Below are 25,378 nucleotides of genomic sequence, written 5' to 3'. Positions count from 1 at the left end.
CGGTGGGGGATTCTCCTGGCTGTTACTTCTGTGCGGCTTCGAAGAGGGTGAGGACGTCGGCCGACGAATCGGTGATCGTCAGGGAGACGACCGGACGGCCGTGCTCGGCGAGGACACCGGCATCGCCGGCGGCCTGTGCCTCGATGAGCTGTCCGAACGTGAACGGGCGCTCGGGGATCTCGAGGTCGACATCCGTGCGCTCCAGGATCTGCAGGAACACGCCCTGCGCCGGCCCGCCCTTGTGGTACTGGCCGGTGGAGTGCAGGAACCGGGGTCCCCATCCGAACGTCGTCGGCCGACCGGAGTCGGCGGCGACGAGCTCGCGGAGACCCTGCAGCTGCGGGACGTCGAGCCTGTTGACGTATGCCTGGATCGACACGTAGCCGTCTTCCGGCAGCACAGCCCACAGCGCGTCGAGCACGCCCTCGACGGTTCCCGACACCGCGAGAGCGGGGTCGGAGACGCGGACCTCGACGCCGTTCTCGACGAACGCCGGTGTCGTCGGAGCGGGACGTGCATCCAGCAGTCCACGGGCGGCGACCTTCGCCGACTCGACGTCGGGCTGGTCGAACGGGTTGATGCCGAGCAGATACCCGGCGATGGCGGTCGCGTACTCCCACACGATGAGCTGCGCACCCAGCGAACCGCTGACGAGGATCTCGCCCTCGTGACGTTCGCGCAGGTGGAACTCGTTCGCGTCGTCGACGAGCCGCACGATCTGGAGATCGGCGGGTCGGGAGTCGAGCTCCGGCGACACGGGCAGCAGGACGACGGGAAGGATGCCGGTGCCGTCCTTGCCGGTGGACTCCGCGATGAGCTGCTCGATCCAGTCGGGGAGCCCGTTGATGTGCGTGCCGTCGGTGATGAGACCGAGCTTGTCGCGTCGCGGCGTGGTGGCTGAGATTGCCGCGGCCAGCCGGAGTGCCGGGTTGTCGGCCGAGTCGATGGCGACCTCGAGGAGCGAGGCCTCGGCCTCGTCGAGGAGCTCGGCGATGTCAGCGCCCGCGAGCCCCGACGGTACGAGGCCGAAGGCGGTGAGGGCCGAGTACCGCCCGCCGACGTGCGGGTCGGCGTTGAACACGCGGTAGCCGGCTTCACGAGCGGAGACGTCGAGCGGCGAGCCCGGGTCGGTCACGACGATGATGCGCTCGAGCGGGTCGATGCCCACGTCGCGGAACGCGGCCTCGAAAGTGCGACGCTGCGAGTCGGTCTCGACGGTCGAGCCGGACTTCGAGGAGACGACCAGCACGGTGTTCTCCAGGCCCTCGTCGAGCGCGGCGAGCACCTGGCTCGGCGCGGTCGAGTCGAGAATCGTCAGCGGGACACCGGCGGTCTGGGCGATCACCTCGGGGGCGAGCGATGAGCCGCCCATGCCGGCGAGCACCACGCGGTTCACACCCTTCGCGTGCAGATCGGCGCGGAGGGCGACGATCTCGGCGACGAGGGGGCGCGAGACGGATACCGCCTCGACCCAGCCCAGGCGGATCGACGCCTCGGACTCGGCGGCGGGACCCCACAGGGCTGCGTCGCCGCCGGTCACCCGCGAGGCGACCAGGTCGTGGACGAGAGCGGGAACCGTCTCGTCGATCGCGACCCGAGCCGCGCCCGAGGCGTGGATCGCAAAGGTCATCGCTGCGCCTCGAGGCCCTCAGCCACCTGCGTCAGCAGATCGTGCCAGGAGTCGATGAACTTGGCGACGCCCTCGTCCTCAAGCACCTGGGTGACGTCGGTGAAGTCGATGCCGAGGTCGGCGAGACCGGCGAACACGGCGCGAGCCTCGTCGTAGCCGCCCGTGATCGTGTCACCGGTGACGACGCCGTGGTCGAAGGTGGCCTCGAGCGTCTTCTCCGGCATCGTGTTGACGACGTCCTTCGCCACGAGCTCGGTGACGTAGAGCGTGTCGGGCAGGGCCGGGTCCTTGACGCCGGTCGACGCCCACAGCGGACGCTGCGGGTTGGCGCCCAGCTTGATGAGGTCCTGCGCACGCTTCTCGGCGAACTTCTGCTCGTAGAGCTCGTAGGCGAGACGCGCGTTCGCGAGGCCTGCCTTGCTCTTGAGCGCCTCGGCCTCGTCGGTGCCGATCGCCGAGAGGCGCTTGTCGGTCTCCGTGTCGACGCGCGACACGAAGAACGAGGCCACGGAGTGGATGCTCGACAGATCGAAGTCGGCGCTGTGCGCGCGCTCGAGACCGGTGAGGTAGGCGTCGATGACCTCGGCGTAGCGCTCGAGGCTGAAGATCAGGGTGACGTTGACGCTGATGCCCGATGCGATCGCCTCGGTGATGGCAGGCAGGCCCGCCTTCGTCGCGGGGATCTTCACGAGCAGGTTCGGACGGTCGACCTTTGCCCACAGCTGCTTGGCCTGTGCGACGGTGCCCTCGGTGTCATGCGCGAGGTCGGGGGAGACCTCGATGGAGACGCGGCCGTCGACGTGGCCCGACTTCTCCCACACGGGGCGGAAGACGTCGAGAGCGGCGGCGACGTCCTGCGTGGTCGCGGCGAACACGGCCTCTTCCGCCGTGGCGCCCGACGCTGCGAGCTCGGTGACCTGAGCGTCGTACGAGGTGTTGTTCTTGTCGGTGATCGCGTTCGCGAAGATCGTCGGGTTGGTGGTCACGCCGACCACGTTGCGCGACTCGATCAGCTCGGCGAGGTTGCCGGACGAGATGCGGGTGCGGGACAGGTCGTCGAGCCAGATGCTGACACCGGCTGCTGCGAGGTCTGCGGTGGGGGTGCTCATGCGTTCTCCTTGATGGTCTCGCGTGCGGCCGCGATGACGGCCTCGGTGGTGATGCCGAACTTCTGGAACAGGGTCTTGTAGTCGGCGGAGGCGCCGAAGTGGTCGATGCCGACCGAACGGCCGCGGTCGCCCACGATGCCGCGCCAGCTGAGGACGGAGCCGGCCTCGACCGAGACGCGGGCGGTGACGGCCTTCGGCAGGACCGACTCGCGGTACGCCTCGTCCTGCTCGTCGAACCACTCGAGCGAGGGAGCCGACACGACGCGGACGTTGACGCCCTCTTCGGCCAGGGCCGCCCGGGCGTCGACCGCCAGCTGGACCTCGGACCCGGTCGCGATGATGATCACGTCGGGGGTGCCGTTCGGCGCCTCGGCGAGCACATATGCACCCTTCGAGACACCGTCTGTCGAGGCGAAGAGGTCGCCGTCGGCTGCACCCTGGCCGCGCTCGAACACCGGGATGTTCTGACGGGTCAGCGCGATGCCGGTGGGGCCCTCGTGGCGTCGGAGGATCTCGAGCCAGGCGGCCGAGGTCTCGTTGGCGTCAGCCGGACGCACCAGGGTGAAGTTCGGGATGGCGCGGAGCGTCGCGATCTGCTCGACGGGCTGGTGCGTCGGGCCGTCCTCTCCGAGGGCGACGGAGTCGTGGGTCCAGACGAAGATGCTGGGGACGTTCATCAGCGCGGCCAGACGCACCGGCGGGCGCATGTAGTCGCTGAAGATGAGGAAGGTGCCGCCGAAGGCGCGCGTCGGGCCGTGCAGCACGATGCCGTTGACGATGGCGCCCATGGCGTGCTCGCGGATGCCGAAGTGCAGCACGCGGCCGTAGGGGTCGCCCGACCACTCGTGGGTCGACCACTCGGCGGGGATGAAGGACTTCGAGTCCTTGATCGTGGTGAGGTTCGACTCGGCGAGGTCGGCCGATCCGCCCCAGAGCTCGGGGAGCTCGGCGGCGAGTGCGTTGATGACCTGACCGGAGGCCGCACGCGTGGAGACGTCCTTGCCGCCTTCGAAGACGGGGAGCGCCGAGGTGATGTCGGCCGGCAGCTCCTTCGCCTCGAGGCGGTCGAGCAGCGCCTTGCGCTCAGGGTTGGCCGCGGCCCACGCGTCGAACGACTTCTGCCACTCGGCGCGGGTCTCCGCGGCGCGATCCGCGAGTGCGCGGGTGTGGGCGATGATGTCGTCGGCGATGGAGAAGTGCTCTTCGGGGTCGAAGCCCAGGACCTTCTTCGTTGCGGCGAGCTCGTCGCCACCGAGCGCGGAGCCGTGGATCTTGCCGGAGTTCTGCTTGCCGGGCGAGGGCCAGCCGATGATCGTCTTCAGGATGATGAGCGACGGCTTCGAGGTCTCGCCCTTCGCGGCCTCGATCGCCGCGTTGAGCTCGGCGACGTCCTCGACGTACTCGCCGGTCTTCTTCCAGTCGACGAGCTGGACCTGCCAGCCGTAGGCCTCGTAGCGCTTGGCGACGTCTTCGGTGAAGGCGACGTTCGTGTCGTCCTCGATCGAGATCTGGTTGGAGTCGTAGATCGCGATGAGGTTGCCGAGCTCCTGGTGGCCCGCGAGCGAGGAGGCCTCGCTGGTGACGCCTTCCTGGAGGTCGCCGTCACCGGCGATCACGTAGACGAAGTGATCGAACGGGCTGGTGCCCGCCTCTGCCTCGGGGTCGAACAGGCCGCGCTCGTAGCGAGCGGCGTACGCGAAGCCGACGGCGGAAGCGAGTCCCTGGCCCAGCGGGCCGGTGGTGATCTCGACGCCCTTGGTGTGACCGTATTCGGGGTGACCCGGGGTGAGCGAGCCCCAGGTGCGGAGCGCCTTGAGGTCGTCGAGCTCGAGGCCGAAGCCGCCGAGGTAGAGCTGCACGTACTGGGTGAGAGAGGAGTGTCCGACCGAGAGGATGAAACGGTCACGACCCAGCCAGTCGGTGTCGGTCGGGTCGTGACGAAGCACCCGCTGATAGAGGAGATACGCGGCCGGAGCCAGGCTCATCGCGGTGCCGGGGTGGCCGTTGCCGACCTTCTCCACGGCATCCGCAGCCAGAAGACGCGCGGTGTCCACCGCGCGTCGGTCGATCTCATCCCACTGCAATTCCGACACTGTGAAGCCCTTCTGCAACTGTTCGAGAGCGCCGGATTGCACGATCGCAGTCCGCAACGATACGGAGGGGTTTGTGATGTGCGCCGGACGCGCGAGTCATTTCAGCATAGCGCCGAGGTTCGACTCGTTACCCCCCTTTACAACGCTCCGCCCGTCCAGTAATTCCATGCCTTCGTCGAGGCTTGCGATGAGCGGTGGAACTGCGGATCAGGAGTCCTGGAACGCGATCCCGTCGCGTCCCGGGAGCCCGGATGCGAGGGTCGGTGGAGCGCTGATCATCGGGGCGGGCGAGCCCTGCGCCCGGCGTGCCCTAGACTGGGAAACGCTGTCGTGACGCGTGTGGAGGAGGCGATCGAGATCTCGACGATGTCTGATCAGACCGTTGTGAAGAAGTCCATCGGTCGCACCGTGAAGGCGTACGTCGCCCTCACCAAGCCGCGCGTCCTCGAACTGCTGCTGGTGTCGACCGTCCCGGTGATGTTCCTCGCTCAAGGCGGTCTTCCCGATATGTGGCTCGTGCTGGCCACCGTGATCGGCGGCTCGCTGAGCGCCGGCTCGGCCGCGGCGTTCAACATGTACCTCGACCGCGACATCGATGCCCACATGCATCGCACGGAGAACCGTCCGCTGGTGACCGGCGAGATCAGCCCGCGAGGCGCGCTGATCTTCTCCTGGACGCTCGCCGTCGTCTCGACCGTATGGCTGTGGTTCACCACGAACTGGCTGGCGGCCACGCTGTCGGCATCCGCCATCTTCTTCTACGTCGTCATCTACACGATGATCCTCAAGCGACGCACCGAGCAGAACATCATCTGGGGCGGCATCGCCGGGTGCTTCCCGGTGCTCATCGGCTGGGCTGCCGTCACCGGCTCGCTCGACTGGCCCGCGTTCATCCTGTTCGCGCTCATCTTCCTCTGGACGCCGCCGCATTACTGGCCGCTGTCGATGAAGTACAAGGACGACTACGACGACGTCGACGTGCCCATGCTCGGTGTCACCCGCAACGCCTCACAGGTCGGCCTCCAGGTCATCCTCTATGCCTGGGCGACCGTCGCCTGCTCGCTGCTGCTGATCCCGATCGCGAACATGGGCCTCGTCTACGGCGTCTCCGCCGCGGTGTTCGGCGGCTGGTTCATCTATGAGTCGCACCGCCTGTACAACCAGGCGGTGCGAGGCAACGAGGCGCGGCCGATGCGAGTCTTCCACGCCTCGATCACTTATCTGACGCTGATCTTCGTGGCCGTCGCGGTCGACCCGCTGCTGCCGTTCTGATCCTGCTCGGCGTCGCCGACCAGCTCGTCGTCCGCCACTGTCGCGGGGATCTCGGAGTCGATGGTGTCGGCTTCATCGGCCTCAGCTGACTCGTTCGTCCCGTCGATCGGCCCGACGACTGCGGGCGCAGGAGAAGACAGGAGCGCCTGCACCGCACTCAGACCGACGGCGATCAGCACGCCGATGACGCCGGCGCCCAGAAGCGCGGCTCCGACGACGACGAGCGACTGCCCCACGTAGACCTCGATGCCGGTCGCCGTGCCGTCGAGCAGAGTGCTCGTCATGGTGCCGACCTGGCCGGCGATCAGCCACCCGCCCACTCCCGCTGAAGCGAGCGAGAGCACGAGGAGGAGCCAGAAGCCGATGCTGCGTGTCAATGACTTGTTCATGTCCGCAACGGTGCAAGACGAACTGATGAGCCGCTGATGCCCGGGCTATGCATCCCCTGTGCGCAGCCGGGGTCAGGCCTCCGCAGCGGCCGGCTTCTTCAGGTTCAGCACCACCACGGTGTACGCAGCCGCCGACAGCGAGGCGAGCACCATGTGGATGCCCACGAGCACCGGCGGGAGGCCTTCGCGCGCCTGCCACACGCCCACGCCGACCTGCACCAGGATCGCCAGCACGAGCACGAGCAGCCATCTGCGCGGTCGTAGGTGCAGGACCCACGCGGCGATCGTCAAGGTGACGACGAGCGCGGCGAGGATGTATCCCGGCCAGGAGTGCACGTGGGCGAGCACCGTGGCGTCGAATCCCTGGCGCTCGACGGCCGCGTCGCCGGAGTGCGGCCCGGAACCGGTGGTCAGCACGCCGAACAGGATCGTCACGGCGAGGGCGAGACCGGTGATGTGGCTCAGTGCCGCGAACCAGGTCGGCACCGCGCGCTCACGCGGTCCGGGCGCGGCGTAGAGCCTGACCAGGAAGGCCGCGGTCACGCACACAAGGAGGAGGGACGACACGTAGTGGAATCCGACGATGAAGGGGTTCAGTCCCGTGAGCACCGTGATGCCGCCCACAAGAGCCTGCGCGACGACGCCGATCAGCACGACCCAGGCGAGGATGACGAGATCCCGCCTTTCGGTCGTCACCCTGACCGATCTGACCGTGGCGGCGATGACCGTCACGAGCAGAGCCGCCATCGCGAAGGGCGTGGCGGGGAGGTCGACGAGCGTGAAGACGAAGAACACGACCCCGGCCGCCACGATTCCGGCGGCGGCGAAGCGGAGGGCCGAGAACACCGTGGCCTTCCCCCCGGTGCGCGCCAGCACGAGCAGCAGGACGGCGAGGGCGATGACGCCGACCACACCCGTCATGACGCGGTTGCCGAACTCGATGATGCCGTGGATTCCCTGATCGGCATAGATCGGGACGAGCGACTCCGGCGTGCAGAGCGGCCACTCGGAGCATCCGAGGCCTGATCCGGTCAGCCGCACGGCACCGCCGGTGCCGATGATGATGGTCTGCGCGAGGAATGAGAGCCAGGCGAAGACGCGAAGCGCTCGTCCCCAGAGGATCGCATGCGTCGACGCTGCCGCGTTCGTGGGGGAGGAGATCGTCGTCTCGGGCATAAGTCTCTCCGAACCGCGCCGGACACGGCGAGCGGCCCTGTCTTCAGGCGGAACCTGTAGAATCGGATTGTTGTGATGAGCGCTGACCGCGCTGAAGCATCGCTAACAGTTTAGGCGCGATGGATGCGCCGGTGATGAGGGCCCACCAACGGCACCCGCTCCCGCAGACTCGACGGGGATCAGGTGTGTCGGGGCGGATGACACCGTTTGGGACCTGTGAGGAGAGTGTGTGATGTCGGATGTGCTGATCGACCGCCCGGAGCTTGACGGCCTGGGGGTGTACGAATTCGGGTGGCATGACGAAGATGCCGCCGGAGCCATCGCCAAGCGCGGTATCTCCGAAGAGGTGGTCCGCGGGATCTCGGCGCTCAAGCACGAGCCCGAATGGATGCTGAAGACCCGACTCAAGGGCTATCAGCTCTTCGGTCGCAAGCCGATGCCGACCTGGGGTGCAGACCTCAGCGAGATCGACTTCGACAACATCAAGTACTTCGTGCGCTCGACCGAGAAGCAGGCCCAGTCCTGGGAGGATCTCCCGGCTGAGATCCGCGAGACGTACGAGCGCCTCGGCATCCCCGAGGCCGAGCGTCAGCGCCTCGTCGCCGGCGTCGCAGCGCAGTACGAGTCAGAGGTCGTCTACCATCAGATCCGCGAGGATCTGGAGGAGCAGGGCGTCATCTTCATGGACACCGACACCGCGCTCCGCGAGCACCCCGAGTTCTTCGAGGAGTACTTCGGCACCGTGATCCCGGCCGGCGACAACAAGTTCGCCGCGCTCAACACCGCCGTGTGGTCGGGAGGTTCGTTCGTCTACGTCCCCAAGGGCGTGCACGTCGAGATCCCGCTGCAGGCGTACTTCCGCATCAACACCGAGAACATGGGCCAGTTCGAGCGGACCCTGATCATCGCCGACGAGGACAGCTACGTCCACTACATCGAGGGCTGCACCGCTCCGATCTACAAGTCGGACTCGCTGCACTCGGCCGTCGTCGAGATCATCGTGAAGAAGAACGCCCGCGTTCGGTACACGACGATCCAGAACTGGTCGAACAACGTCTACAACCTCGTCACCAAGCGCGCCGTCGCCCATGAGGGCGCGACGATGGAGTGGGTCGACGGCAACATCGGCTCCAAGGTGACGATGAAGTACCCGTCGATCTACCTGATGGGCGAGCACGCCAAGGGCGAGACCCTCTCGGTCGCCTTCGCGGGTCCCGGCCAGCACCAGGATGCCGGCGCGAAGATGATCCACATGGCTCCGTACACGCAGTCGTCGATCGTCTCCAAGTCGATCGCCCGTGGCGGCGGACGTGCGGGATACCGCGGCGAGGTGAGGGTGGACGCGAACGCGCACCACTCCGCGAACACCGTGCGCTGCGACGCGCTGCTGGTGGACACGAAATCGCGCTCCGACACGTACCCGGCCATCGACATCCGGGTCGACGACGTGCAGCTGGGCCACGAGGCCACCGTCTCGAAGGTCAGCGAGGAGCAGCTCTTCTACCTGCAGTCCCGCGGCATGCCCGAGGACGAGGCGATGGCGATGATCGTGCGCGGCTTCATCGAGCCGATCGCGCGCGAACTGCCCATGGAGTACGCGATGGAATTGAACAAGCTCATCGAAATGGGCATGGAAGGATCGGTCGGCTAAATGGCGGCCTCGACGACAGCGCCCAGCGAGGCGCAGCACACGAACGCGCACATCGACCCCGCAGCTCAGGTCTCGGATGCCGGATTCGTCCCGGTGCAGACCCGCTCGGAGCGTCCGCACTCCTTCGAACCAGCCGACTTCGGTTCGCCGACCGGCCGCGAGGTCAACTGGAAGCACACTCCGGTGGCCAAGCTCTCCGCCCTCTTCGAGGTGGCAGGTCCGACCGAGGGCGTGCGCTACTCGTTCGGTGACGGCGAGAAGTACGTGGCGGCACCGCTCGCCGCGGGTGATGCCCCGCGCGGAGAGGTCTTCCTGGCCGAGGACATCACGGCGGCCGTCGCCTGGCAGGGCTCGTCCGAAGCGCTGCACATCCGCATCCCGCGTGAAGAAGAGGTCGCTGAGCCGATCCTCGTCTCGATCGAGGGCCTCGGCGCCGAACTGCGCGCCGATGCCCACATCGTGATCGAGGCACTCGAGCACAGCTCGGCCACCGTCGTGCTCCAGCACACCGGAGCCGCGCAGTACTCGCAGAACGTCGAGATCATCGTCCGCGATGGCGCGAAGCTCACTGTCATCAGCCTGCAGCAGTGGCAGGACGAGGCCGTGCACACCTCTGCGCATCAGGCCAGGGTCGATGCGGATGCCACGCTCAAGCACTTCGTGATCAGCTTCGGCGGCGGAGTCGTGCGCGTGAACCCGAGCGTCGAGCTCGCCGGCGGCGGATCCGAGGGGTACCTCTACGGACTGTCCTACGCCGATGCCGGGCAGCACCTCGAGAGCCAGGTCTACCTGCACCACAAGGGCCCGCACACCAAGGGCGACGTGCTCTACAAGGGTGCGCTCCAGGGGCAGGGAGCGCACAGCGTCTGGATCGGCGACGTGCTCATCGGCGCCGACGCGACGGGCACCGACTCCTACGAGGCGAACCGCAACCTGGTGCTCACCGAGGGTGCACGCGCCGACTCGATCCCGAACCTCGAGATCGAGACCGGGGACATCCTCGGCGCCGGCCACGCCAGCGCCACGGGGCGCTTCGATGACGAGCAGCTGTTCTACCTGCAGGCCCGCGGCATCAGCGAAGAGGAAGCGCGCCGACTCGTCGTGCTCGGATTCCTCACCGACATCGTTCAGCGCCTGGGGATCCCGGCACTGGAGACCGAGCTGCTCGACGCGATCGAGACGGAGCTCGCCGAGGTGAACGCATGAGCGCCGAGCGCGTGTGCGGCGTCGCGGAACTCGAGCAGGACATGCCGATCCGCGTCGAGCCGAACGGCGTCCCGATCACCGTGATCAAGGACTCCGAAGGCGTGATCCACGCCATCGGGGACACCTGCACGCATGGCGACATCTCTCTCGCCGAAGGCTTCGTCGAAGGTGACACGGTGGAGTGCTGGGCCCACGGCTCCGCGTTCTCGCTGCTCACCGGCAAGCCCCAGAACCTCCCTGCTTATGAGCCCGTTCCGGTCTACGTCGTCGAGATCGACGGCGACGACGTGCTCATCGACCCGACTGTGACGAAGGAAGTCTGAATGTCTGTTCTCGAAATCCGCGACCTGCACGTGACGGTCGAGACCGAGGCGGGTACCACCCCGATCCTCAACGGAATCACCCTCACCATGAACACCGGTGAGACGCACGCGATCATGGGCCCCAACGGCTCGGGCAAGTCGACGCTCGCGTACACGATCGCCGGTCACCCGAAGTACACCGTGACCTCCGGCTCGATCACCTTCGACGGCCAGGATGTGCTCGCGATGAGCGTCGACGAGCGCGCGCGCGCCGGCCTGTTCCTCGCGATGCAGTACCCGGTCGAGATCCCCGGCGTGACGGTGACGAACTTCCTCCGCACCGCCAAGACGGCACTCGACGGCGAAGCTCCGGCGATCCGCGGCTGGACCAAGGACGTCAAGGCGGCCATGGCGAACCTCCGCATGGACCCGAAGTTCGCTCAGCGCAACGTCAACGAAGGCTTCTCCGGTGGCGAGAAGAAGCGTCACGAGATCCTGCAGCTCGAGGTCCTCAAGCCGCAGTTCGCGATTCTCGACGAGACCGACTCGGGCCTCGACGTCGACGCGCTGAAGATCGTCTCGGAAGGCGTCAATCGCGCCAAGGAGTCGACCGGACTCGGCGTGCTGCTGATCACGCACTACACCCGTATCCTCCGCTACATCCGTCCGGACTTCGTGCATGTGGTCGTCGCGGGCAAGATCGTCGAAGAGGGCGGCCCTGAGCTCGCAGACCGGCTCGAGGAAGAGGGATACGACCGTTTCCTCGACCCCGCAGCCCCCATCGAGGCGTAGGCTGATTCGCATGACAGCCACCCTCACGGACGCGAAGTACGACGAGGTCACCGAGGCGCTCAAAGACGTCATGGACCCGGAACTCGGGATCAACGTCGTCGACCTCGGCCTCATCTACGACCTCGCCTGGGATGACGAGAACGATGCTCTCGTCATCCACATGACGCTGACCAGCGCCGGCTGCCCCCTGACGGACGTGCTCGAGGACCAGACCGCGCAGGCTCTGGACAACGTCGTCGACCGCTTCCGCATCAACTGGGTGTGGATGCCGCCGTGGGGTCCGGAGAAGATCACAGACGACGGGCGCGACATGATGCGCGCCCTCGGCTTCGCGATCTGAGAATGCTCGAAGTCACGGCTCTGCCTCTGGCGGAGCTCAGACGACGTAGCAGCGAGAAGTGGCGGGAGTATCCCGCCGACGTGCTTCCGCTCTTCGTCGCGGAGACCGATTTCCCGCTCGCACCGGAGGTCTCGAACGCGTTGCGTCGCGCCGTCGAGCTCGGAGACACGGGGTACATCGCCTCGCGGACACCATTGCCCGACACCTACGCGGCGTTCGCACGCCGTCGCTTCGGCTGGGAGGTGGATCCGACGCGGATGCGCACCACGGCCGATGTGAGCATGGGCATCGTCGAGATACTCCGCCGCGTGACGCAGCCGGGAGAGCGCGTGGTCGTCACCCCTCCCGTGTACCCGCCGTTCTTCGACCTGGTGTCCGAGGCCGGCGCCGAGGTGGAACGGGTGCCTCTCATCGACACGGGGATGGGGTGGGAACTCGATCTCGACGGCGTCCGTGCAGCGTTCGAGGACGGCGCGACCGCGATCCTGCTCTGCAATCCGCACAACCCGACGGGCACCGTCCACAGTCGCGACGCGCTCGCGGCGCTGGCCGAGATCGCCGACGAGTTCGGCGCGGCGGTGGTCTCCGACGAGATCCACGCACCGCTCGCCCAGCCGGGAACCGGCTTCACGCCGTTCCTCCACACGGGCGAGGCCGCCGAGCGCGTGGGGTATGCGGTCGTCAGCGCGAGCAAGGCCTTCAATCTGGCCGGCCTCAAGTGCGCCCTCATGGTGACCGCTTCCGAATCGACGAGCGCGGTCGTGCGCGGGTTGCCGATCGAGGTCGAGTGGCGCACCGGTCAGTTCGGTCTGCTCGCGGCTGTCGCCGCCTTCTCGGAGGAGAGCGATGAGTGGCTGGACGGGCTGCTCGCGACACTCGACGCGAACCGCGTACTCCTCGAGGACCTGCTCGCATCGAAGCTCCCCGGTGCCCGCTACCGGATGCCCGATGCTGGCTACCTCGCCTGGATCGATCTCTCGGCTCTCGGATGGGGCGACAACCCCGCGCGTCGGATCCTCAAGGAGGCGAAGGTGGCCCTGCACTTCGGCCCCGCCTTCGGCGAGCAGGGCAGGGGATTCGTGCGGTTGAACTTCGGGACGAGTCCGGAGATCATCACCGAGGCCATCGAGCGCATCGCGACGCTCGTGGATCGATGACGGTCGATCGCGCGACATCATCGATCTGGGACCGAGAACGCCTCTGGGTCACCGCCGGCGCAGTCGCGCTGATCTTCCTCGCGGCGATCGAGGCTCTGGCGGTGACGACCGTCATGCCGATCGTCAGCGAGGCGCTCGACGGCCAGGCGCTGTATGCGGTGGCCTTCGCGGGGACACTGGCGACGAGCGTGATCGGGATGGTCGCAGCGGGTGCCTGGTCGGACGCTCGCGGGCCCCGGGGTGCGCTGTACGCCGCCGTGTCGCTGTTCATCGCCGGCCTTCTGCTGTCGGGGTTCGCGGTGACGATGGATCAGTTCCTCATCGGCCGCCTGGTGCAGGGGCTCGGTGCGGGCGGACAGACGGTGGCCCTGTACGTCGTGGTGGCCCGCCTCTATCCGCCCCACCTGCACGGAAGGGTCTTCGCGGCGTTCGCCGCGGCCTGGGTGGTGCCGTCGATGATCGGCCCGTTCCTCGCGGGTGCCGTCGCCGAGTACCTCGACTGGCGGTGGGCATTCCTCGGGGTGGCCGTGCTGACGACGGCCGCCTTTCTCATGATCGCGATCCGGTTGCGCGGCGTCGACCTCGGGCATGGCGAACCACAGGACCGTCGAGCTCTCGTGACTCGTCTGATGCTCGCCGTCGTCGTCGCGGTGTTCGCCGTGCTGATCGGTTTCACGGCCGAGATGACCGCGCAGATCGGATGGTCGGTCGCACTGGGCTCGGTGGCCGTCATCGCCATGGCCGTGCTGCCGCTGCTCCCTCGACGCACTCTGCGCGCCGGCCGGGGCCTGCCGAGCGTCGTGCTCATGCGGGGCGTCGTCGCCGGCGCGTTCTTCGCCGCGGAAGCGTACATCCCGTACCTGCTCATGGAGAGGTTCGGGTTCACGGCGACGTGGGCGGGCATCGCCTTGATGTTCGCCGCGTTCGCCTGGGCCGGTGCGTCCGCGCTGCAGGGGAGGTTCGGTGAACGTCTCGGCAACACGAGGATCACCGTCATCAGCCTCTCGCTGCTGGTCTGTGCTCTGGTGTTCGTGCTCCTCGCAGCGCTCTGGGGGTTCTCGCCGCTCGTCGTGGTGGTGGGATGGGCCTTCGCCGGCGGCGGCATGGGTCTGCTCTATCCCCGCCTCACCGTGCTCACGCTCGCGTACTCGGATGCCGGCAACCAGGGCTTCAACTCGTCAGCTCTGTCGATCTCGGACTCCACGGGCGCCGCGGTCGTCATCGCTCTCGCGGGTCTCGCCGTCGCCAGCCTCGGCGGTGGTGCGAGCGCCTTCGGCGTCGTCTTCGCGTTCTGTCTCGGTCTGGTGCTCCTGGCGTTCGTGCCAGGACTCAGGCTGGGGCACGCCGCGGAGCTGACGGATGCGGAGTCGCGCGAGCGGTGAGGCCGGCGCCGGACGACTCTCCGGCGAGCGCGGCCACGCCGAGGTCGAAGACGCGGTCGAGTCCCGCTGTGACGTCGATCGTGTGGTCGTCGAGCGCTGCTCCGTGGCTGTCGGCGTGCATCCGCTGCTGAACGAGAGTCGCATGGCCGAGCACGAAGTGCAGGAGTGCGGCTGCTCGCTCCGGTGCGTCCGACAGGCCGTGGCGCGTCAGCGCGGCTTCCAGTGCGGTGTGCGCATACGACGAGCCGAGACGCAGGGCATACGTGCTGAGCACGAGCTCGGCCCCGTCGCGATAGGTGAAGAGCGCGTCGCGGATGCTGCGGGCGGTGGTCAACACGTCCGCATCGTCGCGCGGGATGCCCGCGGTGATGCGATCGGCCAACTCCGCCAGCAGCTCCTGCTTGCTCGAGAAGTGCCAGTAGAGAGCACTCGGCTGCACATCGAGCGTGCCGGCGATCCGCCGCATCGAGAGGTCGGCGAGGCCGACCTCGTCGAGGAGCGCGAGTGCAGCGCGCGCGACGCCGTCGCGGTCGTGACGGGTCGAGTTGTGCTCCGGGGTCATACCGTCAGTATAGTGAACACCGTTCAAGTGAACGGTGTTCAGGAAGGTGATGGATGATGGCTCGGCACACAGACGACCTCGGTCGCGAACTCGCGAGGGTGGCGATCTTCGCCGCGCTCATCATCGTCCTCGGAATGGTGACGATCCCGATCCCCGGCGGGGTGCCCATCACCGCGCAGACCCTGGGGGTGATGCTCGCCGGCGCTGTACTCGGCCCGCGGTCGGCCCCGCTCTCGGTGCTCCTCGTGTTGGTGCTGGCAGCGGTCGGGCTCCCCGTCCTCGCCGGTGGCCGTGGCGGTCTCGGCGTCTTCGTCGGTCCGACAGCCGGCTACCTGCTCGGGTGGCTCCTGGGCGTCATCGTCATCGGACTGATCGTGCGCAGCGGTCGGCCCAGCTGGTGGCGGATCGCCCTCGGGGTCGTCGTCGGCGGCATCGTGGTCGTGTACGTCTGCGGGGTGCCCGTCACCGCGCTCGTACTCGGGCTCGACCTGGGACCCACCGCACTGGCGAGTCTCGTCTTCCTCCCCGGCGATCTGCTCAAGGCGGCAGCGGCCACAGCGCTGGTCCTCGCGCTACGGCGCGCGTACCCTCGAGCTTTCGGCACGAGTGCCCCATCCGTGCCGGCATCCGTCCGTGCGGTCTGAGACCTCGACCGGATCGATCTCGGTCGACGATGTCACCGTGGAGCGGGAGGGGCAGCCGATCCTGCGCGATGTGAGCATCGAGCTCACGACGGCGAGGATCGCGGTCATCGGCGCGAACGGTTCAGGAAAGTCCACTTTCGCGCGTCTGCTGAACGGCCTCGTGCTCCCGGATGCAGGGCGCGTGACGGTCCACGGTCTCGATTCTCGTAGGGATGTGAAGGCTCTGCGGCGGCGGGTGGGTTTCGTCTTCACCGATCCGCAGGCGCAGATCCTCATGCCTACGCCTGCCGAGGACCTCGCGCTGTCGCTTCGCGGATCCTCTCGTGCGGACGTCGACAGACGTGTGGCCGCGGCACTCGCCGAGCACGGCTTGACCGATCGGGCGGACGTGCCGGCGTCGGCGCTGTCCGGCGGTCAGAAGCAGATGCTGGCTCTCGCGTCTGTCCTGATCACCGAACCGCAGCTGATCGTCGCCGACGAGCCGACGACCCTGCTGGACCTGCGCAACTCCCGACGGATCTCGGATCTGCTGCTGGCGCTTCCCGCCCAGGTCGTCATCGTCACCCACGACCTCGAGCTCGCAGCGAGGTGCGACCACGCGGTCCTCTTCGAGGCGGGCTCGATCATCGCGTCGGGCGCCCCGCCGGACGTGGTCGCCGAGTATCGCGAGCTGGCCGCGTGATCCAGTCCTATCGGCCGGGGGCGAGTATCGTCCACCGGATGCCGGCGGGCCCCAAGCTCGCCGTCTTCGCCGTGCTCGCGCTCGTCTCGTCCGGCTATCCGCACGATCGATGGAGCGTCACAGCCGCGCTTCTCGTCGTCTGCCTGCTCTATCTCGCCGCCGGCCTTCCGGTGACGGCCCTGCTCGTCGAGGCGTGGCGGCTGCGGTGGCTCGTACTGGTTCTCGGGGCCGCCCTGTGGATCTTCGCCACACCGCTCACGGCATGGGTCAGCACGGCCAGGGTGGCATCACTGCTGCTGCTGGCGTCGCTTCTCACGATCACCACCCGGATGGGCGATCTGCTCGCGGTGCTGCATCGGATGCTGAGACCGCTGCGCCGACTGGGCATCGATGCGGATGCCGTCGCGATGACGATCTCACTGACCCTCACGATGATTCCGGTGGTCGCAGGCTTCGCCCATGCGGTCACCGAGGCCCACCTCGCACGCGGCATCCGTCGCGGCGTGCGAGGCGCGGTGCCGCTCATGGTCAGGACACTACGCCACGCGGACGACGTCGGCGACGCTCTCGCCGCTCGCGGTCTCGTGTGATCGGCGGGCGATGCGCAGGGACAGCAGCATCCCGCCGGCGGCGACCGCGGCAGTGAGCACGGTCGTCCCCACGACGAGGAGCAGGACGACGGAGGTGATGCCCAGGACGGCGGCGATCACGACCCGGTGCGTCCTGTCAGCGGATCGCGGCGACGGCTGCGTCTCGATGCGGGTGAGGGAGATCGCGATCGCCGCTGTCAGAGTCAGGGCGACGGCGAGCCAGATCGGACGCGACACCCACCACGAGACGGAACTCGGATCCGGCAGCGCGATTCCGCTGACGAGTGAGGCGACGGCCGAGATCCCCGCCATGGCGAGCAGTACCGGCATGTGCCACAGGTAGATCGTCATGGTGCGGCGATTGACGAAGGCGCCGAACGCGGCGGGGACCGGCCGGTGGCTGAGCGCGTCGATGCGATCGCGCAGAAGCGAGACGGCGCTCAGGTGCACGACGCCGACGAGCAGCAGCGCGGCGGTCGGGGGATTGATGTTCGCGATGAGGTCGGGGGAGTAGATCCCGGTCGCGAACGCTGCGATGAGGGCGGTCAGAGCCGCTGCTCCCACTAGGGCCCGCGTCGCTCGAGGCAGCCGGTCGATCGTGCCGTCGGCGAGGAAGAACCCGATCTGCTGGAGTGCGAGCCACACGAAGGCGAGATTCAGAAACCCCAGTCCCTCGACCCCGGTGCTCGCCCGGACCACATCGACGCAGACCGATGCCCACACGAGGGCTGCGACGGTGACCAGGGGCCTGCGTGCGTGGGCTCTCGAGAGTGCCGGGAGGAGCGCCTGACAGCCCAGGAAGACACCGAGGAACCACAGCGGCTGGCTGTAGCGGAAGCCGGCGGTGACGATGATGTCGGCGGGAACACCTGCGACGCGGAGAGCCGCGAGCGCGACGCCGACGACGGCGATGGCGAACAGTGCGGGCCGGAGCAGGCGATGCACGCGGGCTGCGATGAAGTCGGATGCGGTGCCGCCGCGCGCCTGCGACCGCCGGAAGGCGATGTGACCGGCGAAGCCTCCGATGATGAAGAACAGCGGCATGACCTGGAGGACCCAGCTCACGGGGATGATCCACGAGGTGCCCTCGCTCGCGTTCGCGAAGACCGGGCTGCCGTCGGCGATCGTGACGCCCACCATGATGGCGTGAAGCAGCACGACTCCTGCGACGCAGATCGCTCGCAGCAGGTCGATCGCGGCATCACGACCGGCCGGCAGCGGGGGGCGGGGAGCGATGCGGGGCGGCGCTTCGACGATGGCCATGGAGTCCTCCTCGGATGGGTGTCCGAGGAGCGTATGGACGCGGTGCCGGTCGGGGGATCACTCTCCGGGCTGGTTCGCACCCCTACTGCGGTGTGACCCGGAGCAGCGGCTCAGGAGGGCTCGACGAGACCCGTGTCGTAGGCGAGGATCACGGCGTGCACGCGGTCGCGGAGTCGGAGCTTGGCGAGCACCTTGCCGACATGCGTCTTCACGGTCTGCTCGGCGATGAAGAGGTCGGACGCGATCTCGCTGTTCGACCGTCCGCGACCGATGAGCACCAGCACCTCCCGCTCCCGATCGGTCAGGTCCGCGAGCGAGGTCGCCGCCTTCGCAGTGCGGGGCCGACGTCCGGCGAACTGCTCGATCATGCGCCGCGTCACACTGGGGGCGAGCAGGGCATCGCCGCCGGCGACGACGCGCACGGCGTGCACGAGCTCCTCGGGAAGAGCGTCCTTCAACAGGAATCCGCTCGCGCCGGCCTCGAGCGCGTCGTAGACGTAGTCGTCGATGTCGAAGGTCGTGAGCATGAGGATCCTCGGCACATGAGCCGCAGGGTAGCCGGGTCCGAGGATGCGCCGAGTGGCCTCGATGCCGTCGACCTGCGGCATCCGCACGTCCATCAGGATGACGTCCGGATCGAGGCGGGCAGCGAGGGTGATGGCTTCGGCTCCGTCGGCCGCCTGGCCCGCGACACGGATTCCCTCGTGCGCATCGAGCAGAGCGGCGAATCCGGCGCGCACCATCGCCTGGTCGTCGGCGATGAGGACGCTGATCGTCACGGGTTCTCCTGGGTGATCGGAGCGGTGGTCTCGCTCGATGGACGCTCGTGCAGCGGGAGGGAGGCGATGACCTCCCACCCGCCCTCGGTGGTGGGGCCGGCGGTGAAGGACCCGCCGAGCAGTTCGACGCGCTCACGCATGCCGCGAAGTCCATAGCCTCCGCTGGGGTGAGCCGGTGGGGTGGTGGCGCGGCCGTTGCGGACGCGGATGCCGATGGCGTGGAGATCCGCCTGCAGGCGCACCGTGACGGCGGCGCCGGACGCGTGCCGTACCGCGTTGCTGAGCGCCTCCTGCGCGATGCGGAAGGCGGCGATCTGCACGGCCTGCGGGGCGTCGGTGAACGCGCCCGTCATCTCGAGCCCCACCGTCACGCCGGCGCGCCGGATCGTGTCGACGAGGGCCGGGATGTCGTCGATGCTCTGCTGCGGCGCCAGCTCGGCCGCCTGATCCTCGGTGCGCAGCACGCCCAGCATCCGCCGCATCTCGGTGAGCGATCCCCGCGCTGTGGCCGCGATGCTCTCGAACTCCGACGTCGCCGCGTCGCCGATCTCGGGGAGTCGGTATCGAGCAGTGGACGCCTGCACCTGGATGACCGACATGCTGTGGGCGATGACGTCGTGCAGTTCGCGGGCGATACGGGTGCGCTCCTCGACGAGCGCGCGGCGGGACTCTTCGAGGGCTGAATGCTCCCGTTCCTTCGTGAGCTCGGCAGATACCCTCACGCGTCCTGCGACCAGTATGGCGACCAGGAACACGGCTGCGGCCACAGACGTGGTCACGATGAGATCTGCCGTGGCGCTGCCTGCCGTCGCCGGAGTGGCGACGATCTCGGGGCGCAGCAGCGGGGCCGTGAGGGAGAGCAGCGCGCCGACGCCGAGCGGGACGACGCCCAGGCGCGCGCCGTGGACGAAGGTCACGACGCCCACGAAGAGGACGAAGGTGACGAGCGCGGGCACCGACCACGGCCACGGCGCCTCGGTCGCCTGATCGGGCACGACCAGCAGCGGGAGCGCGAACGCCGCAGAGCAGAACATCGCGATCGCCCACCGCGGATACCGCAGGGAGAGCAGCGGTGCCGAGCAGAGTGCGGCGCCGAGGATGAACGTCAGCGGCAACGCGGTGCCGTACAGCACGGTCTGCAGCGACACGAGCACCGCGAAGAGCGCCAGGCTCGCCACGGCGAGCGCGGCGAGCGCGGCCGTTCGACGGCTGATGCGGGGAGTCCGCGGTGTGCGGGGTGTGCGGGGCAGGCGACGTGCCATGAGTGTCATCCTGCCAGTTGCGGGACGGGGGCGCGTCGACGCCGGGCAGCGGTGACGCGGTCGATGACCAGTCCGATGATGAGAGCGACCCCGATGCCGATCCCGGCGCTGGCGAGGGGCTGATCTTCGATCCATGATCCGGCGAGCAGCCCGATCGCCAGGCTCAGCGCGCTCCAGCTGAGACCGGCCACGACGCTCAGGGGAAGGAAACGCCTCCAGGGGAATCGCAGCGCGCCCGCCGACATGTTCACAGCGACACGGCCGACAGGGATGTATCGAGCGCCGAGGATCAGAGCCGCACTGCGCTGGTCGAGGGCGCGTTCCGCGTGGGCGAAGGCCGAGGCGATCCGCGGTCGACGCATCCACGCCCAGCGGGTCGTGCCGAGTCGACGACCGAGCACGAATGCGATGTTGTCGCCGATGGTCGCGCCGACGGCGGCGACGAGCCCGAGCGGGATCAGCGCCCATGGCTCTCCTGAGGATGCCAGCACGGCGGCTGCCGCCACGAGCACGGTCTCACTCGGAACAGGCGGGAAGAAGCCGTCGATGATCGTCACCGCGAGCAGCACGGCATACAGCCAGGGGGAGGCGACGGTCTGCAGGATGAGCTCGTTGATGACGTCCACCTCAGCAGGCTAGAAAGCGGAGGGCACGCAGGGCATCACCCTGAGGTATCGATCGCATCCACCCGCAGAGGTAGATCTGTGCACAGGCCGACGACTGCACCACGATCCGTACGTCGACTGAACACCCAGCCGAGCGATCTATACTGGGAGTTTGGCCCCTCGGCCTGAACCCCCTTGAAAGAACGGACATCCCGCCTGTGCTTGCCGTGCACGAACTCGAGATCCGCGTGGGCGCACGCCTCCTGATGGAGAACGTGTCGTTCCGTGTGAGCGACGGAGACAAGATCGGTCTCGTCGGCCGCAACGGTGCAGGCAAGACCACGCTCACCAAGGTGCTCGCCGGCGACGTCCTTCCCTCTGGGGGCACGGTGACGCGCTCCGGAGAGCTCGGCTACCTGCCCCAGGATCCCCGTTCGGGCAACCCGGAGGATCTGGCGCGCACGAGGATCCTCGATGCCCGCGGACTCGGACAGCTGAATCTCGGCATGACCGAGGCCTCGCTGGCCATGGGCTCGGAAGACCCCGCCGTGGCCGAGAAGGCGATGAAGCGCTATGCGCGCCTCACCGAGCAGTTCGAGGCACAGGGCGGATACGCCGCAGAAGCCGAGGCGGCATCCATCGCCAACAACCTCTCGCTGCCCGACCGCATCCTCGATCAGCCGCTCTCGACGCTCTCGGGCGGACAGCGTCGTCGCATCGAGCTCGCGCGCATCCTGTTCTCGGATGCGGAGACGATGATCCTCGACGAGCCGACCAACCACCTCGACGCCGACAGCGTCGTGTGGCTGCGCGAGTTCCTCAAGAACTACAAGGGCGGGCTGATCGTGATCAGCCACGACGTCGAGCTCGTCGGCGAGACCGTCAACCGCGTCTTCTACCTCGACGCGAACCGCCAGATCATCGACACCTACAACATGAACTGGAAGAACTATCTGCGCCAGCGGGTGGCCGACGAGGAGCGCCGCAAGAAGGAGCGAGCCAACGCCGAGAAGAAGGCCACCACGCTGCAGCAGCAGGCGGCCCGCTTCGGTGCGAAGGCGTCGAAGGCCGCTGCCGCTCACCAGATGATCGCGCGTGCCGAGAAGCTCCTCGCGGGTCTCGACGAGGTCCGCCAGGAAGACCGGGTGGCGAAGCTCCGCTTCCCCAAGCCCGCCGCCTGCGGCAAGACCCCGATGATGGCGACGGGGCTGTCGAAGTCGTACGGATCGCTCGAGATCTTCACGGATGTCGACCTCGCGATCGACCGCGGATCGAAGGTCGTCGTGCTCGGACTCAACGGTGCGGGCAAGACCACGCTGCTGAGGATGCTCGCCGGAGTCGACGAGCCGGACACGGGTCAGCTCGAGCCGGGCCACGGGCTCAAGGTCGGCTATTACGCGCAGGAGCACGAGAACCTCGACGTGAACCGCTCGGTGCTCGAGAACATGGTCTCGGCCGCTCCGCACATCACCGAGATGGAAGCGCGCAAGGTGCTCGGATCCTTCCTCTTCACCGGCGACGATGTGCTCAAGCCCGCCGGGGTTCTCTCGGGCGGCGAGAAGACGCGTCTCTCGCTGGCGACCCTCGTGGTCTCCTCCGCCAACCTGCTGCTGCTCGATGAGCCCACCAACAACCTCGATCCCGCGTCTCGCGAGGAGATCCTCGGTGCTCTCGCGCACTACGAGGGTGCAGTGGTCCTCGTCTCGCACGACCCCGGTGCGGTGCAGTCGCTCAACCCGGAGCGCGTGCTGATCCTTCCCGACGGTGTCGAGGACCTCTGGAGCCAGGAGTACCAGGACCTCATCGAGCTCGCCTAACGCGTCCGGGGTGGGCCACGTCCGACGGGAGTGGCATAGTCGACAGGGTGACCCATGACGACTCCGACCTCGCCCTCGATCCGCTCAACGACTGGCTCAGAGGACGCCACGCTCTCACCGGCGTCGCTCCGGACTGGGACATCCGCGACCTGCCGGATGACCCGGCGGTCCTGTTCGCCGAGTGGTTGCGCGCCGCCGCCGCAGCCGGGGTGGCGGAACCGCACACGGTGACGCTGGCGACGGTCGACGAGGACGGGATCCCCGATGCGCGCACGCTCATCCTGAAGAGGATCGACGAACGAGGGTGGGCCTTCGCGAGCACGCGGTCGTCCCGTAAGGGCGCGCAGCTCGGCGCAGTGCCGGCAGCGGCCCTGAACTTCTGGTGGCAGCCGCAGGTCCGTGCAGTCCGCGTGCGCGGCCGCGTGGAGGAGGCGACGCCCGAGGAGAGCGCCGCCGACCTCGCTGCTCGCTCGGCGGCCGCACAGGCAGGCATCGCCGACGGGGACTGGGTGCTCTGGCGCATCGTCCCGAGCCGCATCGAGTTCTGGCAGGGGGAGACCGATCGGAACCACACCCGTCTCGTGTACGAGGCATCCGCGGACGGCTGGAGCCGGGCGCTCTCCGGTCGCGCCGCTGACCGCATCGAGGAGGAGGCTCGCGCATGAGCGACTTCCAGGTCATCGAGATCGGTGCGCTGGACGAGTGGCGTGAGCACCACGGCGGCTTCGATGCCGCGCGCTCCCGCGACGGTCGCCGCGTCGTCGACCACGAGCTGACGATGCAGTTCATCGGACTCACCGCGAACGCCCTCGCTCCGGGTGAGGAGGCGGGGTACTGGCACGTTCATTCACGCATCGAGGAGCTCTACGTCTTCCTCGAGGGGCGCGGGCAGATGGGTCTCGACGACGAGATCGTCGAGGTCGGCCCCGGCACCGTGATCAGAGTCGGTCAGGGGGTCGCCCGCACCTGGCGGTCTCACCCTGGCAGTGCGGGGGAGCTCCGCTGGCTGTGCATCCGGGCCGGAGGCCAGGAGCTGCCGCATCTTCCCGATGACAGTGCGCGCCTGCCTGACCGGCCGCTACCCTGGACCGACTGAACGATGAGCGAGGTTCTCCCGCCTCCGCCGTCAGAGGCCCCGAGCTTCGCCGACGACTTCTCGACGGGGCTCGACGACGAGAAATGGGTCGCCCACTACCTCCCGCATTGGACGGTTCCCGAGAGGTCGGCGGCGCGATATGAGATCGTCGACTTGGTGCTGCGCCTGCGTATCGACAGCGATCAGCTCGATTGGCGGAAGGAGGATGCCCCGCTCCGTGTGTCGAATGTGCAGACCGCGGTGTTCTCCGGATCCGTCGGGTCGGCGCGAGGCACGCACCGACATCGTCCGGACGGTCTGGAGGTGCGAACGGAGACGCCTCTGCACTTGCTGTTCGCTCCCGCCCGCGGACGCATCGATGTGACCGTCGCCGCGAGCACCGACGAAGGATGCATGCTCGCCGCCTGGCTCGTCGGGATCGAACACCTCTCGGAGAGGGATGCCGGCGAGATCTGCATCTTCGAGATCGACGCGGATGCGGTCTCGAATACGACTCCAGCGCGGACCGGCATCAAGGCGCACGGTGATCCGCGTCTGCAGACCGACATGGCCGAGGTGGTGCTCCCGTTCGACGCGAGTGAGCAGCACACCTGGACAGTCGTCTGGGGTGACGGCGAGACGGTGATCGGCTGCGAGGGGAGGGTGCTGCGGCGGATCCCGCAGTCGCCCGACTATCCGCTGATGCTCCTGATCGATCTCTTCGAGATCGGGACGCCCTCGGGCAGCTACCCCAAGTCCGCCCTCGTCGTGGACGTGCGGGCCTGGGGCTGACGCGTCTCAGCGAGCATCGAGGAGCTCGTCTTCGACGTCGGCATCGCTGTCACGGCGCCGGGACTTCTTGACGGGTGCGGGCATCCCCTCCACCTCTTCGCGGTGCTTCACGATCTCGGTGCGGATGATGTAGCCGATGAACACGAAGCCCATCAGCGCGAACAGGATCCACTGGATCGCATACGACAGATGCGGGCCGGGGTCGTCGGTGGGGGAGTCGAAGCGGCCCAGGGTGCCTTCGCCCGCCGGTTCCTCGCTCACGATCTGCCCGTACGCGCTCGTGATCACGTCTCCGTCGACCAGCTCGGCGATCGAGGGGAGGTTGATCGTCGGCACCTGGCCCTCGGGAGCGCCGCGTCCCGAGGCCGGCAGCTGCTCTCCGGGACGCAGACGCACGATGACCTCGACGTCTCCGCTCGGAGGCGCAGGAACGGCATCCGGGGAGTCACCGTCACCGGGCGGCACCCATCCGCGGTCGACGATGAACACACGTCCGTCGACATCGCGGAACGGCACCAGAACCTCGAACGCACTCGTGCCGCCATGGGGCCGATTGCGCACGAGGAGCTGGTCATCGGCGATGTACTCGCCGTTCAGGACGACGGGATGCCAGACGTCGCCGGGCTCGAGCGCTCCGTCGGCGCCGATGAGGTCGGACAGCGGGACGGGATCCGCGTCATAGTTCTTCTCGACGAGAGCGATCTGCTCGGATCTCGTCTCGTTGCGCTCGAACTGCCAATTCGACAGGAAGGCGCACCCGACCGCGAAGCCGATCGCGATCAGCACGTACACGGTCCATCGACCCATC

The 25,378-nt window shown here is 68.0% G+C and carries 26 protein-coding genes; 15 read left to right on the top strand and 11 right to left on the bottom strand.

Annotated features, from left to right (window positions below):
* Positions 1–22 precede the first annotated feature (22 nt).
* From QRN21_RS04270 to tkt, 3 genes are read right to left on the bottom strand one after another with little or no spacing between them, the layout of a single operon-like run.
* Positions 23–1,630, bottom strand: coding sequence for a glucose-6-phosphate isomerase (locus tag QRN21_RS04270; RefSeq protein WP_053096464.1), 1,608 nt, complete (start codon positions 1,628–1,630; stop codon positions 23–25).
* Positions 1,627–2,739, bottom strand: a complete 1,113-nt coding sequence (gene tal, locus QRN21_RS04265; RefSeq protein WP_053096462.1) for a transaldolase — start codon at positions 2,737–2,739, stop codon at positions 1,627–1,629. Before tal ends, QRN21_RS04270 begins: the two co-directional genes overlap by 4 nt.
* On the bottom strand, positions 2,736–4,832 hold the full coding sequence (gene tkt, locus QRN21_RS04260) for a transketolase (protein WP_285363381.1): 2,097 nt from the start codon (positions 4,830–4,832) through the stop codon (positions 2,736–2,738). The genes tal and tkt overlap by 4 nt, the downstream gene beginning before the upstream one ends.
* A 366-nt stretch (positions 4,833–5,198) precedes the next feature.
* Here tkt and QRN21_RS04255 point away from each other — a divergent pair, with 366 nt between their 5' ends.
* A complete protein-coding gene (locus tag QRN21_RS04255) occupies positions 5,199–6,104 on the top strand; it encodes a heme o synthase (RefSeq protein ID WP_053099149.1) in 906 nt (301 codons plus the stop codon).
* On the opposite strand, the gene QRN21_RS04250 is transcribed toward QRN21_RS04255, so the two are convergent.
* A complete protein-coding gene (locus QRN21_RS04250) occupies positions 6,050–6,493 on the bottom strand; it encodes a hypothetical protein (RefSeq protein WP_285363225.1) in 444 nt (147 codons plus the stop codon). The two genes, QRN21_RS04255 and QRN21_RS04250, sit on opposite strands and share 55 nt — an antisense overlap.
* Positions 6,494–6,565: 72 nt before the next feature.
* Positions 6,566–7,669 (bottom strand): COX15/CtaA family protein, encoded by a 1,104-nt coding sequence (locus tag QRN21_RS04245; RefSeq protein ID WP_056278886.1) that lies wholly within the window; start codon positions 7,667–7,669, stop codon positions 6,566–6,568.
* A 232-nt stretch (positions 7,670–7,901) separates the two neighbouring features.
* Here QRN21_RS04245 and sufB point away from each other — a divergent pair, with 232 nt between their 5' ends.
* From sufB to QRN21_RS04210, 7 genes are read left to right on the top strand one after another with little or no spacing between them, the layout of a single operon-like run.
* On the top strand, positions 7,902–9,320 hold the full coding sequence (gene sufB / locus QRN21_RS04240) for a Fe-S cluster assembly protein SufB (protein WP_053096457.1): 1,419 nt from the start codon (positions 7,902–7,904) through the stop codon (positions 9,318–9,320).
* The gene (gene sufD / locus QRN21_RS04235; RefSeq protein WP_187249747.1) at positions 9,321–10,526 is read left to right on the top strand and encodes a Fe-S cluster assembly protein SufD; all 1,206 of its coding nucleotides are present in this window, start codon (positions 9,321–9,323) and stop codon (positions 10,524–10,526) included. It abuts the gene before it with no gap.
* Entirely contained in the window at positions 10,523–10,849 is a 327-nt protein-coding gene (locus tag QRN21_RS04230; RefSeq protein WP_053096453.1) for a non-heme iron oxygenase ferredoxin subunit, read from the top strand. The genes sufD and QRN21_RS04230 overlap by 4 nt, the downstream gene beginning before the upstream one ends.
* Positions 10,850–11,620, top strand: a complete 771-nt coding sequence (gene sufC / locus QRN21_RS04225; protein WP_053096451.1) for a Fe-S cluster assembly ATPase SufC — start codon at positions 10,850–10,852, stop codon at positions 11,618–11,620.
* 10 nt (positions 11,621–11,630) lie between these two features.
* Positions 11,631–11,960, top strand: coding sequence for a metal-sulfur cluster assembly factor (locus tag QRN21_RS04220; RefSeq protein ID WP_053096448.1), 330 nt, complete (start codon positions 11,631–11,633; stop codon positions 11,958–11,960).
* A gap of 2 nt (positions 11,961–11,962) precedes the next feature.
* A complete protein-coding gene (locus tag QRN21_RS04215) occupies positions 11,963–13,117 on the top strand; it encodes a MalY/PatB family protein (RefSeq protein WP_285363224.1) in 1,155 nt (384 codons plus the stop codon).
* The gene (locus QRN21_RS04210; RefSeq protein ID WP_285363223.1) at positions 13,114–14,499 is read left to right on the top strand and encodes an MFS transporter; all 1,386 of its coding nucleotides are present in this window, start codon (positions 13,114–13,116) and stop codon (positions 14,497–14,499) included. Before QRN21_RS04215 ends, QRN21_RS04210 begins: the two co-directional genes overlap by 4 nt.
* Here QRN21_RS04210 and QRN21_RS04205 read toward each other — a convergent pair.
* The gene (locus QRN21_RS04205) at positions 14,447–15,061 is read right to left on the bottom strand and encodes a TetR family transcriptional regulator (protein WP_285363222.1); all 615 of its coding nucleotides are present in this window, start codon (positions 15,059–15,061) and stop codon (positions 14,447–14,449) included. The two genes, QRN21_RS04210 and QRN21_RS04205, sit on opposite strands and share 53 nt — an antisense overlap.
* Before the next feature lie 53 nt (positions 15,062–15,114).
* On the opposite strand from QRN21_RS04205, the gene QRN21_RS04200 reads away from it, so the two are divergent.
* From QRN21_RS04200 to QRN21_RS04190, 3 genes are read left to right on the top strand one after another with little or no spacing between them, the layout of a single operon-like run.
* Positions 15,115–15,705, top strand: a complete 591-nt coding sequence (locus QRN21_RS04200; protein ID WP_187249744.1) for a biotin transporter BioY — start codon at positions 15,115–15,117, stop codon at positions 15,703–15,705.
* Positions 15,695–16,387: an energy-coupling factor ABC transporter ATP-binding protein gene (locus QRN21_RS04195; RefSeq protein WP_285363221.1), complete on the top strand. Its 693-nt coding sequence runs from the start codon at positions 15,695–15,697 to the stop codon at positions 16,385–16,387. The genes QRN21_RS04200 and QRN21_RS04195 overlap by 11 nt, the downstream gene beginning before the upstream one ends.
* A gap of 38 nt (positions 16,388–16,425) precedes the next feature.
* Positions 16,426–16,977, top strand: coding sequence for an energy-coupling factor transporter transmembrane component T (locus QRN21_RS04190; RefSeq protein WP_285363220.1), 552 nt, complete (start codon positions 16,426–16,428; stop codon positions 16,975–16,977).
* Here QRN21_RS04190 and QRN21_RS04185 read toward each other — a convergent pair.
* The 4 genes from QRN21_RS04185 to QRN21_RS04170 form a co-directional block, all read right to left on the bottom strand.
* A complete protein-coding gene (locus QRN21_RS04185; protein ID WP_285363219.1) occupies positions 16,924–18,240 on the bottom strand; it encodes an acyltransferase family protein in 1,317 nt (438 codons plus the stop codon). The two genes, QRN21_RS04190 and QRN21_RS04185, sit on opposite strands and share 54 nt — an antisense overlap.
* 110 nt (positions 18,241–18,350) lie before the next feature.
* On the bottom strand, positions 18,351–19,019 hold the full coding sequence (locus QRN21_RS04180; RefSeq protein ID WP_285363218.1) for a response regulator: 669 nt from the start codon (positions 19,017–19,019) through the stop codon (positions 18,351–18,353).
* Complete coding sequence (locus QRN21_RS04175) at positions 19,016–20,281, bottom strand: sensor histidine kinase (protein WP_285363217.1); 1,266 nt, start codon at positions 20,279–20,281, stop codon at positions 19,016–19,018. Before QRN21_RS04175 ends, QRN21_RS04180 begins: the two co-directional genes overlap by 4 nt.
* Positions 20,282–20,286: 5 nt before the next feature.
* On the bottom strand, positions 20,287–20,907 hold the full coding sequence (locus tag QRN21_RS04170) for a DedA family protein (RefSeq protein WP_053096431.1): 621 nt from the start codon (positions 20,905–20,907) through the stop codon (positions 20,287–20,289).
* Between the two features lie 197 nt (positions 20,908–21,104).
* On the opposite strand from QRN21_RS04170, the gene QRN21_RS04165 reads away from it, so the two are divergent.
* The 4 genes from QRN21_RS04165 to QRN21_RS04150 are packed head-to-tail and all read left to right on the top strand — an operon-like array spanning position 21,105 to position 24,570.
* On the top strand, positions 21,105–22,703 hold the full coding sequence (locus tag QRN21_RS04165; RefSeq protein WP_053096429.1) for an ABC-F family ATP-binding cassette domain-containing protein: 1,599 nt from the start codon (positions 21,105–21,107) through the stop codon (positions 22,701–22,703).
* Between the two features lie 47 nt (positions 22,704–22,750).
* Positions 22,751–23,368, top strand: coding sequence for a pyridoxamine 5'-phosphate oxidase family protein (locus QRN21_RS04160; protein ID WP_056278879.1), 618 nt, complete (start codon positions 22,751–22,753; stop codon positions 23,366–23,368).
* Positions 23,365–23,799 carry a cupin domain-containing protein gene (locus tag QRN21_RS04155; protein ID WP_285363216.1) on the top strand — a complete coding sequence of 145 codons (435 nt, stop codon included), beginning with the start codon at positions 23,365–23,367 and terminating at the stop codon, positions 23,797–23,799. The genes QRN21_RS04160 and QRN21_RS04155 overlap by 4 nt, the downstream gene beginning before the upstream one ends.
* Positions 23,800–23,802: 3 nt before the next feature.
* Positions 23,803–24,570 (top strand): LamG domain-containing protein, encoded by a 768-nt coding sequence (locus tag QRN21_RS04150; RefSeq protein WP_285363215.1) that lies wholly within the window; start codon positions 23,803–23,805, stop codon positions 24,568–24,570.
* A 6-nt stretch (positions 24,571–24,576) separates the two neighbouring features.
* Here QRN21_RS04150 and QRN21_RS04145 read toward each other — a convergent pair whose 3' ends face one another.
* On the bottom strand, positions 24,577–25,377 hold the full coding sequence (locus QRN21_RS04145) for an SURF1 family cytochrome oxidase biogenesis protein (RefSeq protein WP_285363214.1): 801 nt from the start codon (positions 25,375–25,377) through the stop codon (positions 24,577–24,579).
* Position 25,378 lies beyond the last annotated feature (1 nt).

The organism is Microbacterium sp. LMC-P-041 (assembly GCF_030209555.1).
In the GTDB taxonomy this organism is placed as follows: domain Bacteria; phylum Actinomycetota; class Actinomycetes; order Actinomycetales; family Microbacteriaceae; genus Microbacterium.
This window is presented reverse-complemented; position numbering and strand designations above follow the sequence as displayed.